This is a genomic window from Spirillospora sp. NPDC048911, assembly GCF_043198015.1.
Taxonomy (GTDB): domain Bacteria; phylum Actinomycetota; class Actinomycetes; order Streptosporangiales; family Streptosporangiaceae; genus Spirillospora.
This window is the reverse complement of the sequence record NZ_JBICUD010000001.1, coordinates 473,259-486,347: the sequence shown is the minus strand read 5'-3', so window position 1 is coordinate 486,347 and position 13,089 is coordinate 473,259. Positions and strand designations below refer to the sequence as shown.

Below are 13,089 nucleotides of genomic sequence, written 5' to 3'. Positions count from 1 at the left end.
GGACGGTGGGGACGGCCTGCGGGTTTGCTGGGGGGCATGCTTCAGAACAAGACCGTTCTCATCACCGGTGCGACGCAAGGGCTGGGCAGGCAGATCGCGCTGGATCTGGCGGCGCTGGACGTCGGCACGCTGTTGTTGCACGGGCGGGATCAGGCTCGGCTCGATCGTGTCGCTGGTGAGGTGGGTGGTGCCGTTCGTACCTATGTCGCCGACCTGGCCGACCTTGATGCGGTGCGGGACATGGCGGGCCGGGTGCGGGAGGCGGAGGGGCGGCTCGACGTCCTGATCAACAATGCGGCGGTGGGGGGTGGGCCGGACGCGTCCCGGCGGGAGGTGAGCCGGCAGGGGCATGAGTTGCGGTTCGCGGTCAACGCGCTGGCCGCGGACGTGCTGGCGCGTGAGCTGGTGCCTCTGCTGGCGGCGTCGGCCCCGGCCCGGGTGGTGAACGTGGCGTCGATGGGTCAGGAGGCCGTCGACTTCGACGATCCGATGATGGAACGCCGGTACGACGGCCTCTCGGCGTACTGCCGCAGCAAGCTCGCGATGATCATGATGACGTTCGAGCTGGCCGCCGAGCTGGCGGATCGGAAGGTCACGGTGAACGCCGTGCATCCGGCGCATCTGATGGACACCCGTGCCGTGCGCGAGTACGGACTGACTCCGGAGGCCGGGGTCGAGGAGGGTTCGCGGCCGGTGGTGCGGCTCGTCACGGATCCTGAGCTGGAGACGACCACCGGCCGCTACTTCGATCGGTTCACTGAGGCGCGAGCCCATGATCAGGCGTACGACCCGGTTGCTCGTGGCCGTCTCGCGGCGCTCCTCTCGTGAGCTCGGCCAGGGCGTTGTCTGCGGCCGCTAGGGCGGCGCTTCCGTTTTCTACGGTTCCGTAGATGAATCGCACTGAGACGTCTTCGATCCCGCAGTAGTTGGAAATTCCTATTTGGAGTTGGCGGCTGAGCATGTCGTTCAGGCCGTGTTCGGCGTACGACTCTTGCGACTCACCGGCCAGGCCGAGCCAGAGCATGCGCTTTTCGCCTAGGCGCGCCTTGCTGCGGCCGTACGCGAAGCCGTAGTTCCAGACGCGGTCGATCCAGCCCTTGAGGATGGCCGGGAGGCCGTACCACCAGACCGGGAAGACCACCACGATGAGGTCGGCCGCGTCGATCCGCCGCATGTGCTCGCGGACCTCGGCGGAGTAGACCTTGTCGCGGTCGGTCCAGTCGGGCTCGTCCGGCGGGGTCAGGCGCGGGTCGAAGCCCTCGGCGTAGAGGTCGAGCACGTCGACGTCGTAGCCGGTCAGGCGTTGACTGGTTCGTCCGGCCACCTCGGCGGTGAGGGAGTCGCGGCGGGGATGGGCGACCACCAGGAGTGCGTTCTCCATCAGAGGCGCACCAGCATCTTTCCGGTGTTGGCGCCGCGGAGCACGCCGAAGAAGGCTTCGGGGGCGTTCTCCAAGCCCTCGACGACGGTCTCCTCGGTGTGCAGGGTGCCGTCGGCCAGCCAGCCCGCGGCCTTGCCGATGTACTCCGGGAAACGGTCGAGGTGGTCGCTCACCAGGACGCCGCGCAGGGTGAGGCGCTTGGTGACGGCGCTGTAGATGTTGCGCGGGCCGGGCACGGGGGCGTTGTATCCGCTGATCATGCCGACCAGCGCCGCGTGGCCGTGGACTTTGAGCGCGTCGATGGCGGCTTCGAGGTGGTCGCCGCCGACGTTGTCCACATAGACGTCGACGCCCTCGGGGGCGTGCTCGGCGAGTTGTTCGGCGAGGGCCCCGGTGCGGTAGTCGATCGCGACGTCGAAACCGAAGTCCTCGACCAGGCTCCTGGTCTTTTCTGGGCCACCTGCCGAGCCGATCACCTTGGCGGCGCCGAACCTGCGGGCGAGTTGCCCGGCGACGCTGCCCACGGCGCCGGCCGCGCCGGAGACGAAGACGATGTTTCCTTCCTTGACCGGAGCGATCTCGGTGACGGCGAGGTAGGCGGTCAGCCCGGTCGTCCCGAGCGCCCCGAGGTAGTCCTGCGGGCGGGCGATGGCGGTGTCGATCACGACGGCGTCCGCCGCGTCCATGAGCACGTGCTCGCGCCAGCCGAGGAAGTGCGTCACCGTCGCGCCGGCCGGAATGCCCGGGTCGTTTGAGGCGATCACCTCGCCGACGGCGCTGCCTTCCAGCGGAGCACCGATCTGGAACGGCGGGATGTACGACTCGGCGTCGTCCATGCGGCCCCTCATGTAGGGATCCACGGACATCCAGGTGTTGCGGACCAAAATCTGGCCCTCGGCTGGCTCCGGCAGATTCACCTTGGCGAGTTCGAAATTCTCCTGGCTCGGCTCGCCGGTGGGCCGGGACGCAAGGCGGATCTCACGGGAAATCATCTTCGGTGCCCTTCGCAGTGTTTTCGCTGGTGACTTCACTGTGCTGATGGGCGCTTCAGGTCTTCTTCAGGTGTGCTGTAGGTCGATCCACAGGGGCGGTTAACCTGCGTCCATGCGATTCGGGGTGCTCGGTCCGCTCGCCGCCTGGACCGACGAGGGGCGGCCCGTCCGTCTCCCTGAACTCAAGGTCCGTGCGTTGCTCGCGGATCTCCTCACGCACGAGGGACGGCCGGTGTCGGTCGACCGGTTGATCGACGACCTGTGGCCCACGGGCGACCGGCTGCCGCGCAACCCGATCAACACGCTCCAGACGCGGGTGTCGCAGCTGCGGCGCGCCCTGGAGGAAGCCGAACCGGGTGGACGGGAGCTTGTCGTCTCGCAGCCTCCCGGCTACCTGCTGGCGCTTCATCCACAGGCTGTGGACAGTGGACGCTTCCGCACGCTCGTCGAGCAGGCCGGGGCGACGGACGATCTCAGCGGTAAAGCGGGTCTGCTGGCCGACGCGCTGGAACTGTGGCGAGGTACCGCGTACGCCGATTTCGCGGACGAGGCGTTCGCCCGGCCTGCGGCGATCCGCCTGGAGGAAGAACGGCTCGCAGTGCTGGAAGAGCACGCGGAGGTCCGGCTGGAGCTTGGCGACCACAGCCTGCTGGTCGGCGAACTGGGTGATCTGGTGGCACGGCACCCGCTCCGGGAACGGCTGCGGGGCCTCCACCTGCGGGCCCTCTACCTGGCCGGACGGCAGAACGAGGCGCTCGCGAGCTACACCGACCTGCGCGAACGGCTGGCCGACGAACTCGGTCTGGATCCGAGTCCAGACCTCGCCGCCCTGCACGAGGCGATCCTCCGACAGGATCCGGCCCTCGGAGCAAACCGCTCAGCCGCCGCACCCTGGTCACCCGCCGCGTCCCACCCAGTCACCCCATCTCACGCGGCCGGCTCACCCGCCGCACCCCGCAAGTCCCCCGCATCTCGCTCAAGCCCCACGTCGGACTCGGTCACGCCGCCGCGTTCGGCTGCCGCGTCTAGTTCGGCTGGCGCCTCTCGCCTGGCCGCCGCGTCCGGTTCGGGCGCTCTGCCTCGCTCGGCTGGCACGTCTGGCTTGGCTGCCTCACCTGGCTTGACTGGCGCGGGTGGCGCTTCTCGCCCGTCCGCTGCGTCTGGCTTGTCTGGGCGGGGCGGGGGCAACTTGCCTGCGGCGTTGACCGAGCTCGTCGGACGTGACGAGGCGTTGGCGCGGGTGCGCGGGCTGGTGGATCGGGCGCGGCTGGTGACGCTTACCGGGCCCGGTGGCGTTGGGAAGACCCGCCTTGCTGTGGAGACGGGGAGGGCGGCGGCCGGGGCGTTCACCGATGGTGTGTGGCTCGTCGAGCTGGCCGCGCTCGAACCCGCGTCCGGTGCGACGCCGGCCGATGTCGTCGCGACCGCGCTCGGGATCCGCGATGACGAGGCCGGGGACCTGGCCGGTCAGCTGGCGAACGCCCTGCGCGGACGCCGGTTGCTGCTGGTGCTCGACAACTGCGAGCACGTGATCGAGCCCGTCGCGGCACTGGTCGAATCGTTGCTCAAGGCCGTGCCGGAGCTGCACGTCCTCGCCACGAGCCAGGAGCCGCTCGGGATGGGCGGCGAGACGTTGTGGACCGTGCCGCCGCTCGCGGAGCCCAGCGCTGTCGAGCTTTTCGTGGCGAGGGCGACGGCGGCCGCGCCCGGGTTCGCGCTGACGTCCGGCAACGCGGAGGTCGTGGCGGCGATCTGCCGGCGGCTGGACGGGATTCCGCTGGCCTTGGAGCTGGCCGCCACCCGCGTGCGGGGGCTGGGCGTTCAGGAGCTGGCCGAGCGCCTGGACGACCGCTTCCGGGTGCTCACGTCCGGGCAGCGGGGCGCGCCGCCGCGCCAGCAGACGTTGCGCGCCATGATCGACTGGAGCTGGGAGCTCCTGACCGAGCCCGAGCGGGCCGTGCTGCGGCGCCTGGCGGTGTACGCCGGTGGATTCACGCTGGCGTCGGCGGAGCGGGTGACCGGCCTGGACGTGCTCGACGTCCTGCCGCGCCTGGTCGATCGGTCGCTCGTCCTCATGACCGACGGGCCGCGTTACCGGCTGCTCGAATCGGTCAAGGCGTACTGCGTCGAGCGGCTGCGCGAAGCGGGGGAGTACGAAGAGGTCCGGCGCGGGCATCTCGCCTTCTACACCGAGCTGGCCGAACGAGCCGAGCCGCATCTTCGCGGCCCGGGCCAGCGGGAATGGCTCGAACGGCTCGACCGCGAGACCGCCGAGCTGCGCGCCGCGTTCGAGGGCGCGACGACAGCCGAGAGCGCGTTGCGGCTGGTCAACGCGCTCGCCTGGTACTGGTACCTGCGCGGCCGGTGGACGGAGGCCCAGCGGTCGCTGGAATGGGCGCTCGGGCTCGACGGCGGGTCGGCGCCGGCGCGGGCGCAGGCCCTCGTCTGGCAGGCAGGGCTCGCGCTGCTCGGCAGCGACGGTGCCGAGCGGAGCGACGCGGCGTACGAGCGCATCGACGATCCGGTGGCGCGTGCGCGGGCCCGATGGTTTCTCGGATTCGCACAGCGCGGTTTCAACGACCTCTCCCGGACGACCGAGCTGGTCGGCGGGGCGCTCGACGAGTTCCGCGCGCTGGACGACCGCTGGGGTGTCGCGGCGGCGCTGAGCGTGCGGGCCACGGTCGGCAGGGCGCGCGGAAATCTCGCGCAGGCGCGGCTGGACGCCGCCGAGAGCGAGGCGGGGTTCCGTGAGCTCGGCGACAGCTGGGGGCGGTTGAAGGCGACCAACACCCTCGGCGAGCTGGCCGAGATCGCCGGCGACTACGACCTCGCGGCCCGGCTGCACCGCGAGGGCCTGCGCATGGCCGAGGAGCTCGAACTCTGGACCGACGCCTCGTTCCGCCTCTCCGGGCTGGGCCGGATCGCGCTGCTCACCGGCGACTTCGCGGCGGCCGACGAGTTCCATCGACGGGCGCTGCGGCTGGCCGCCGGGCAGTCCAACAAGGTGGCCGAGCATTTCGCCGAGGTCGGCCTCGCGCTGAGTGCCCGGCGGCAGGGCAGGTTCGACCTGGTCGAGGAGCATCTGACCAAGTGGGTCGGCTGGATCCGCGGAGTGGACGGCGAGCCCGGCCTGGCGCTCGTCCTGGCCGAGCTCGGCTTCGCGGCGGAGCGACGCGGGGACGCCGAAGCCGCTCTCGCCTTCCACCTGGACGGTCTCACGGCCGCCCGCAAGATCGGTGACCCGCGTGCGGTCGCGCTCGCGTACGAGGGGCTCGCCGGTGCGCGTTCGCTGGCCGGGGAGCCGGGACGGGCCGCCCGGCTGCTGGGCGCGGCGGCCGCTCTCCGCGAGTCGGTCGGCGCTCCCCTGCCCGAGGCCGAACGAGGGGACGTCGATCGCATCTCCGCCGCCGTCCGCAAAGCCTTGGGGGACGAGGCCTCCACCGCCGAGTTCGAACGCGGAGTCAGCGACGGCCTATAGCGCCAGGAGCTCGTCGGAGCCGCAAGCTCGCCGCTGACCTCTCGCGACGATCAGTTCCGTCCGGCCGGCCCGCGACCAGGCCCGGTGGTCGAGTTCGCGGCGCCGGGGGCCTGTCCCGGCCCGGGGGCGTGCGGCCGGCCGATGCGACCGGGCCGCCGGCCCTCCGGGCCAGTGACAGGCTCTTCCAGCTCCCCGCGTACGGGGAGGCACGGGCTTGATTGTGCCCGCCCGAATGCCAAGACGAATCGTTCAGGCGCGCAAAGAGGTCGTCAGAGCTCCTTGAGGAACCCGCCGTCCACGACCAGGTCCACACCGGTCGTGCTGCCCGAACGCGGAGAGACGAGCAGCGCGACCGCGTCGGCCACCTCCTGCGGGTCGACCAGCCGGCCCGTGGTGAGGCTCATCATCTCGGGGGCGACCTTCTCCAGCACGGCGTCGCGGTCGGCACCGGTCGCACCCGCCAGGATGTCGGCCGCGCCGCCCTCCTTGGTCCACCAGTCCGTGAGCACCGGGCCGGGGGAGACGGTGTTCACGCGGATCCCCTGCGGGCCGAACTCCTCCGACAGCCCCTGGGCGAGGTTGTTCAGGCCGGCCTTGGCGGCGTTGTAGTCGAAGTTCATCGGGGCGGGCCGCCGGGCGTTGGTCGAGGAGATGTTCACGATCGAGCCGCCGCCGCGCTCCAGCATCGCCGGAATGGCGGCCCGGGTCGCCCGGACGGCCGAGAAGAGGTTGAACTCGAACATCTGGCGCCAGTCGTCGTCGTCCGGCGTCAGGAAGCCGAAGCGCGGCAGGGACGCCCCGGGCGGCGGGCCGCCCGCGTTGTTCACCAGAATGTCGAGGCCGCCGAACTCCTCGACCGCCCGCTCGACCACCCGGCCCGGTGCCTCCGGGTCCATGAGGTCGACCGCGACGTGGACCAGGTTGGGCCCGGCCAGCGCGTCAAGCTCGGGGCTGCTCTTGCGGGACGCGGCGACCACGCGGGCGCCCTCCTCCAGCAGAGTGCGGGTAATGGCCAGGCCCGTCCCCTTCGACGCACCTGTGACGACGGCGACGCGGCCGGAAAGTTGCAGATCCATGGTTTCCACCTAGCGAGTTACGATCCCGCCTCAGCAAACGGGAGAGAGCACTTCGGTGAGCTCTCACTAGGTCGAACCCCGCCGGACCTACGGTGGTTGCAGTTTCAACCAGACGGCTTCGTCAGGAGCGGTGACGCAGGGCTTGGAGCAGGACGCGCCACTCATCGTCCGCGAGGGAGAGGGCCGGTCCGCCGGGATCGTTCTTGGAGTCCCGGAGCGCCACCAGACCGGGCAGCCGCGCGACTTCCACGCAGTTACCGCCGTTGGGGCCGCTGTAGCTGCTCTTGCGCCAGACAGCGCCGGTCAGGTCCATCGAATCCCACCGTTGGTCGCTCGCGCCATGAACAATGTACGACGTACGTTACATGCCCTTCAGGCCGGAAACATGCCACGGGACCGCCGATCTGATCAAGCGCTGGTAGACGGCCCGCGGCGGTTCCGGTCCGGGGCGTGCCGCCAGGAACGGCGGCTGCGGGTGCGGAGCATCACCAGGCCCGCGATGGCGGCGAGCACGAGCACGCCCGTCGTGATGTTCACGGCGATCTTGACCGCACCGTCGTCGGTGAGGCTGAAGAAGACGTTGGTGGCGAGGCCGGCGGCGAGCACGAGCCAGAGCAGGGCTTTCACGGATTTCCTCCACGGTCATGGTGATCTCTCGGGGTGTGCTCCCACTCTGCTGAACGGAGATCGCCGGAACGAGCGAGCAGGCTCCCGAAACCGGGGTGTAGCCAGCTACACCCCCAAGATGTCCCTGTGCCTGGACGCACGCCGCGTGGCCGGGCGCAGCTGATCGCGCATGAGTGCTCGTACCTAGATCGGGGTGGGGGTAGCCCCACCCCGATTTGGGGAGTCTGGCCGATAGTGGTGCCCTGTGCCCGTTCCGTAGTTTCGATGGGAGAGAACGACCATCTGGAGGAACAGGCGATGAGCCGACATGACGTGCAAGCCCTCGGGACCGCAGGGGGAGGCCGGCACAAGCTGCGCCGGCGCATCACCGTGGCCGCGCTCCTGGTCGGGCTGGGCGCGGCCTCGTCGGTGATCCAACCTCCGGCGAACGCCTTCGAGAAGCTCGCCGGCTCCGAGAGCGGACAGCACGTGACGCCGTAACGGCACGACAAGCGGAGCGGGCCTGGCCTTCGGGGGCCAGGCCCGCTCGTCGTGTCAGCGGCCTCGATCGAGTGTCAGCGGCCCCGGTTGAGCTGCCGGGTGGGCATCTGCCGGGCGTTCCGGCGCCCCGCTCCGCCGCGCGCGAAGGCCGCGGCGGCCTTGGGGTCGACGTTGCGCCGCTGCTGCTTCTTGTTCTTCTTCTTGCCGTTCTCGCCCAGGTTCTTGGCGGCGAGGATATTGGCGAGGTCCTGATTTTCGGTACGCATAAGATAAACCTCCGAGCAGGCTCATGAAACGGTCGCCGAAAAGGGGTCATGGCGGACCGGTGAATGGATGAGGAATGCTCGCCGGAGCGTGCAGAAGGACGTCACGTCCGCTACGGGCACGGGAACGTGCCGACGTGTGGACGTGGAACACCAGAGCTGACAGGCCGGGAGCTATGCGCTGGGAGCGGGCCGCGCGAGGCGACGACTGTGCTCAACCGTGAGGATCAGGACTCCATGCGTGAGACTTTATAAAGGAGTCGCGCACCCGTCAACCCCTAATTTCAGACAGTTGGCGGGCATACGAAAAGACCGCCGCCCAGAGCTCTGGACGGCGGCCTTCGCCGAATTCAGCCAACCGGCGTATTCACCCGGCCGGTCTATCACCCGGCCGGTCTATTCGCCTGGCTCGTGTGTCACTTGGCTCGTGTGTCACTTGGCCTGGGTGTCACTTGGCCAGGGACAGGCCCTTGGCCGGGGTGACGGTGAGGGCGTCGGCGGCCTCGTCGAGATCCACGACCACCCGGTCGCCGTCGCGGACCTCGCCCGCCAGCAGCTCGCGGGCGAGCTGGTCGCCGATCGCGGTCTGGACGAGCCGGCGCAGCGGCCGCGCCCCGTACAGCGGGTCGTAGCCGGTCAGCGCCAGCCACTCGCGGGCCGCGTCGGTGACCTCCAGCCCGAGCTGCCGGTCGGCCAGGCGCGCGGCCAGGTTGTCGACCTGCAGGTCGACGATCCGGGTCAGCTCGTCGGTGGTCAGCGCGTCGAACAGGATCACGTCGTCGAGCCGGTTGAGGAACTCCGGCTTGAAGGAGCTCCGGACGGCGTTCATGACCGCGTCGCGCTTGGCCCCGTTCTCCAGCGTCGGGTCGACCAGGAACTGCGACCCGATGTTGGACGTCAGGATCAGGATCGTGTTGCGGAAGTCGACCGTGCGGCCCTGCCCGTCGGTGAGCCGCCCGTCGTCCAGCACCTGGAGCAGGATGTCGAAGACCTCGGGGTGCGCCTTCTCCACCTCGTCCAGCAGCACCACCGAGTAGGGACGGCGCCGGACGGCCTCGGTGAGCTGGCCGCCCTCCTCGTAGCCGACATAGCCGGGAGGGGCGCCGACGAGGCGGGCCACCGAGTGCTTCTCGGAGTACTCGCTCATGTCGATGCGCGTGATGGCCCGTTCGTCGTCGAAGAGGAACTCCGCGAGCGCCTTGGCCAGCTCGGTCTTGCCGACGCCGGTCGGCCCCAGGAAGAGGAACGAGCCGGTGGGGCGGTCGGGGTCGGAGATGCCCGCGCGGGCGCGGCGCACCGCGTCCGAGACCGTCTTCACGGCGGCGCGCTGCCCGATGAGCCGCTTGCCGAGCTCGTCCTCCATGCGGAGCAGCTTGGCGGTCTCGCCCTCCATCAGGCGTCCCGCCGGGATGCCGGTCCAGGAGGCGACCACGTCGGCGATGTCGTCGGGGCCGACCTCCTCCTTGACCATCGCGTCGGCGTTCTCGGTCTCGGCCTGCTCGGACGCCTCGGCGAGCTGCTTCTCCAGCGCCGGGATCTCCCCGTACGACAGGCGCGCGGAGGTCTCCAGGTCGCCGTCGCGCTGGGCGCGCTCGGCCTCGCCGCGCAGCTGGTCGATGCGCTCCTTGATCTCGCCGACCCGGTTGAGCCCGGCCTTCTCGTGCTCCCACCGGGCGTTGAGCGAGTCGAGGTGCTCCTGGCGGTCGGCGAGGTCCTTGCGGAGCCGGACGAGGCGCTGCTTGGACGCCTCGTCGGTCTCCTTGGCGAGCGTCAGCTCCTCCATCTTGAGCCGGTCGACGGCGCGCTGCAGCTCGTCGATCTCCACCGGCCGCGAGTCGATCTCCATGCGGAGCCGGGACGCCGACTCGTCCACGAGGTCGATCGCCTTGTCCGGCAGGAACCGCGCGGTGATGTAGCGGTCGGAGAGGGTCGCGGCGGCGACGAGCGCGGCGTCGGAGATCACCACCTTGTGGTGCGCCTCGTACCGGCCCTTCAGCCCGCGCAGGATCGCGATGGTGTCCTCGACGGACGGCTCGCCGACGAAGACCTGCTGGAAGCGGCGCTCCAGCGCCGGGTCCTTCTCGATGCGCTCGCGGTACTCGTCGAGCGTGGTCGCGCCGATCATGCGCAGCTCGCCGCGCGCCAGCATCGGCTTGAGCATGTTGCCCGCGTCCATCGCGCCCTCGGCCGCGCCCGCGCCGACGACCGTGTGCAGCTCGTCGATGAACGTGACGACCTGGCCGTCGCTCTCCTTGATCTCGGTGAGCACCGCCTTGAGGCGTTCCTCGAACTCGCCGCGGTACTTGGCGCCCGCGACCATCGAGCCCAGGTCGAGCGAGATCAGCCGCTTGTTGCGCAGCGACTCGGGCACGTCCCCGGCGATGATGCGCTGGGCGAGTCCCTCGACGACGGCGGTCTTGCCGACGCCGGGCTCGCCGATGAGGACGGGGTTGTTCTTCGTGCGGCGGGAGAGCACCTGCACGACGCGGCGGATCTCGGTGTCGCGGCCGATGACCGGGTCGAGCTTGCCCTCGCGGGCCGCCGCCGTCAGGTCGACGCCGTACTTCTCCAGCGCCTTGTAGGTGTCTTCAGGGCTCTCACTCGTCACTTTGGCGCTGCCGCGCACGTCCTTGAACGCGTCGAGCAGCGCCTGCGGGGTCGCGCCGAACTCCTTCAGCAGCGCGGCCGTCGGGCCCCCGTCGGCGGCCAGGCCGACCAGCAGGTGCTCGGTCGAGACGTACTCGTCCTCAAGCTCCTCGGCGCGGTGCTGCGCGGTGTTGATGACGCGCTGGAGCTGGCCGGAGAGGCGCGGCTCGGGAACGGTGGAACCGGAGGCCTTGGGCAGCTGGGCGATCTGCTCGTCCACCCGGCGGCGCACCGCCTGCGGGTCGGCGCCGACCGTCTTCAGCAGCGGCACCGTGGTGCCCTCCGGGACGGTCAGCAGCGCCGCGAGCAGATGCAGGGGCTCGACCTGCGGGTTGCCCTCGCCCGCGGCCTGGCGGAGCGCCACCGTCAGCGCTTCGCGGCTCTTCAGTGTCAGCTTGTTTTCCATAGGTCTTCGTTCGCCCCGTGATCTGTGGTGGTCAGTCAGATCTGTGGTGTCAGTCCAGTCGGTGGTGGTGACGAGGTCGGTGGTGGTGACCCGGTCAGTCGGAACGGCGTTCGTGCCAGATCACGACGCCGGTGTGGCGGATCGGCACGAGATCGGTGCCCGGCGAGTCCGGGACGTCGCCGCGCCGGCGCTGCTGCGCCAGCCGCGCCGCCACGGCCCGGGTCGACTCGAGTTCGTTGGCGAGGTCCTCGATGGCCGCGTGCGCCTTGGCCAGCTCTTCGCGGAGGTGGATGTTGTCGCGCTGCAGTTCGAGGATGTGCTTGATGCCGGAGAGGTTGATGCCCTCTTCCTGGGAGAGCCGCTGGATCTCGCGCAACAGCACGATGTCGCGCATGGAGTAGCGGCGGCCGCGGCCCGCGGTGCGGCCGGGTGAGACCAGTCCCATCCGGTCGTAGGTCCGCAGCGTCTGCGGATGGAGGCCGGACAGTTGCGCCGCCACCGAGATCACATAGACCGGGGTGTCGTCGCCGAACGGGTCCATGATCACTCCTCTCGGGCCTGCTGGAGCAGCTCGCTGCGCAGGTCGTCGCCGTCGCCGGCGGCGCGCAGGCGCTCCAGCGCCTCGCGGGTCGTGTCGTCGATCTTCTGCGGCACCTGCACGTCGATCGTGACGAGCAGATCGCCCTTGCTGCCGTCGCGGCGGGGGGCGCCGCGGCCCTTCACGCGCAGGGTGCGGCCGTTGGGCGTGCCCTCCGGCAGGCGCAGCGTCACCGGCTGGCCCTGGAACGTGGGCACCTTGATCTCGGCGCCCAGCGCGGCCTCGGGGAACGTCACCGGGACCGTCAGGGTCAGGTTGTCGCCGCTGCGGCCGAACGCCTTGTGCGGCAGCACCTTGATGTTGACGTAGAGGTCGCCGGCCGGGCCGCCGTTCTCGCCGGGCGCGCCCTTGCCCTTCAGCCGGATCTTCTGCCCGTCGGCGACGCCCGCCGGGATGCGGGCCTGGATCGTGCGGGTGCCGGTCGCGCGGCCGCTGCCGTGGCAGGTGGTGCACGGGTCGTCGACGACGAGCCCGCGGCCGCGGCACTCCTTGCACGGCTCCTGGAAGCCGAAGTTGCCCAGGTTGCGCGTCTCGTGGCCGGTGCCCTCGCAGGACGGGCAGACCCGCGGCACGGTGCCGGCCTTGGCGCCGGTGCCGCGGCAGGTCGGGCAGGCGGCCTCGCTGGTCAGCTTGATGGGGACGGTCACGCCGTTCATCGAGCGGCCGAACGACAGCGTCACCTCGGTCTCGACGTCCGAGCCGCGCCGTGCGCGCCGCGTGCCGGTCGTCCGGCCGCCGGCCCCGCCGCCGCGGTTGAACAGGCCGCCGAAGATGTCTCCTATACGCTCGCCCGCCCCGCCCGCGGCGCCCCCGGCGCCCGGCTGGCCGAAGAGGTCGCCCAGGTCGAACCCGAAGCCGCCGCCCTGCTGGCCGCGGAAGCCGCCGGGCATGGCCCGCATGGAGTCGTACTCCTTGCGGCGCTTCTCGTCGGAGAGGACGTCGTAGGCCTCGGAGACCTCCTTGAACTTCTCCTCGGAGTCGGTGTCGCCCTTGTTGGCGTCCGGGTGGTACTTGCGCGCCAGCTTGCGGTAGGACTTCTTGATCTCGTCCTGCGAGGCGGACTTCGAGACACCCAGGACCTTGTAGTAGTCCTTCTCCAGGTAGTCCTTGGTGCTCACGGCGCCCCGCTTTCTGCTAGTGCC

General features: G+C 70.4%; 12 protein-coding genes. 3 read left to right on the top strand and 9 right to left on the bottom strand.

Going from position 1 to position 13,089, the window contains the following annotated elements; all coding sequences use genetic code 11:
* Positions 1-36: 36 nt before the first annotated feature.
* A complete protein-coding gene (locus ACGFNU_RS02275) occupies positions 37-828 on the top strand; it encodes an SDR family NAD(P)-dependent oxidoreductase (RefSeq protein ID WP_392589415.1) in 792 nt (263 codons plus the stop codon).
* Here ACGFNU_RS02275 and ACGFNU_RS02270 read toward each other — a convergent pair.
* Positions 755-1,381, bottom strand: a complete 627-nt coding sequence (locus ACGFNU_RS02270; RefSeq protein WP_392589414.1) for an NAD(P)H oxidoreductase — start codon at positions 1,379-1,381, stop codon at positions 755-757. The two genes, ACGFNU_RS02275 and ACGFNU_RS02270, sit on opposite strands and share 74 nt — an antisense overlap.
* A complete protein-coding gene (locus ACGFNU_RS02265) occupies positions 1,381-2,373 on the bottom strand; it encodes an NADP-dependent oxidoreductase (protein WP_392589413.1) in 993 nt (330 codons plus the stop codon). Before ACGFNU_RS02265 ends, ACGFNU_RS02270 begins: the two co-directional genes overlap by 1 nt.
* A gap of 112 nt (positions 2,374-2,485) precedes the next feature.
* Between ACGFNU_RS02265 and ACGFNU_RS02260 the strand changes: the two genes are divergently transcribed.
* Positions 2,486-5,851: a BTAD domain-containing putative transcriptional regulator gene (locus ACGFNU_RS02260; RefSeq protein ID WP_392589412.1), complete on the top strand. Its 3,366-nt coding sequence runs from the start codon at positions 2,486-2,488 to the stop codon at positions 5,849-5,851.
* A gap of 269 nt (positions 5,852-6,120) precedes the next feature.
* Here ACGFNU_RS02260 and ACGFNU_RS02255 read toward each other — a convergent pair whose 3' ends face one another.
* From ACGFNU_RS02255 to ACGFNU_RS02245, 3 genes are all read right to left on the bottom strand, one after another.
* Complete coding sequence (locus tag ACGFNU_RS02255; protein WP_392589411.1) at positions 6,121-6,927, bottom strand: SDR family NAD(P)-dependent oxidoreductase; 807 nt, start codon at positions 6,925-6,927, stop codon at positions 6,121-6,123.
* A 121-nt stretch (positions 6,928-7,048) separates the two neighbouring features.
* Positions 7,049-7,240 (bottom strand): DUF397 domain-containing protein, encoded by a 192-nt coding sequence (locus ACGFNU_RS02250; protein ID WP_392589410.1) that lies wholly within the window; start codon positions 7,238-7,240, stop codon positions 7,049-7,051.
* 95 nt (positions 7,241-7,335) lie between these two features.
* Positions 7,336-7,554, bottom strand: coding sequence for a hypothetical protein (locus ACGFNU_RS02245; protein WP_392589409.1), 219 nt, complete (start codon positions 7,552-7,554; stop codon positions 7,336-7,338).
* Positions 7,555-7,818: 264 nt separating this feature from the next.
* Between ACGFNU_RS02245 and ACGFNU_RS02240 the strand changes: the two genes are divergently transcribed.
* Positions 7,819-8,034, top strand: coding sequence for a hypothetical protein (locus ACGFNU_RS02240; protein WP_392589408.1), 216 nt, complete (start codon positions 7,819-7,821; stop codon positions 8,032-8,034).
* A 74-nt stretch (positions 8,035-8,108) separates the two neighbouring features.
* On the opposite strand, the gene ACGFNU_RS02235 is transcribed toward ACGFNU_RS02240, so the two are convergent.
* The 4 genes from ACGFNU_RS02235 to dnaJ form a co-directional block, all read right to left on the bottom strand.
* Positions 8,109-8,300: a hypothetical protein gene (locus ACGFNU_RS02235; protein ID WP_392589407.1), complete on the bottom strand. Its 192-nt coding sequence runs from the start codon at positions 8,298-8,300 to the stop codon at positions 8,109-8,111.
* Positions 8,301-8,745: 445 nt separating this feature from the next.
* On the bottom strand, positions 8,746-11,349 hold the full coding sequence (gene clpB / locus ACGFNU_RS02230; RefSeq protein ID WP_392589406.1) for an ATP-dependent chaperone ClpB: 2,604 nt from the start codon (positions 11,347-11,349) through the stop codon (positions 8,746-8,748).
* A gap of 94 nt (positions 11,350-11,443) precedes the next feature.
* Positions 11,444-11,890, bottom strand: coding sequence for a heat shock protein transcriptional repressor HspR (locus tag ACGFNU_RS02225; protein ID WP_392589405.1), 447 nt, complete (start codon positions 11,888-11,890; stop codon positions 11,444-11,446).
* A 2-nt stretch (positions 11,891-11,892) separates the two neighbouring features.
* On the bottom strand, positions 11,893-13,065 hold the full coding sequence (gene dnaJ, locus ACGFNU_RS02220) for a molecular chaperone DnaJ (protein WP_392589404.1): 1,173 nt from the start codon (positions 13,063-13,065) through the stop codon (positions 11,893-11,895).
* Between the last annotated feature and the right edge of the window lie 24 nt (positions 13,066-13,089).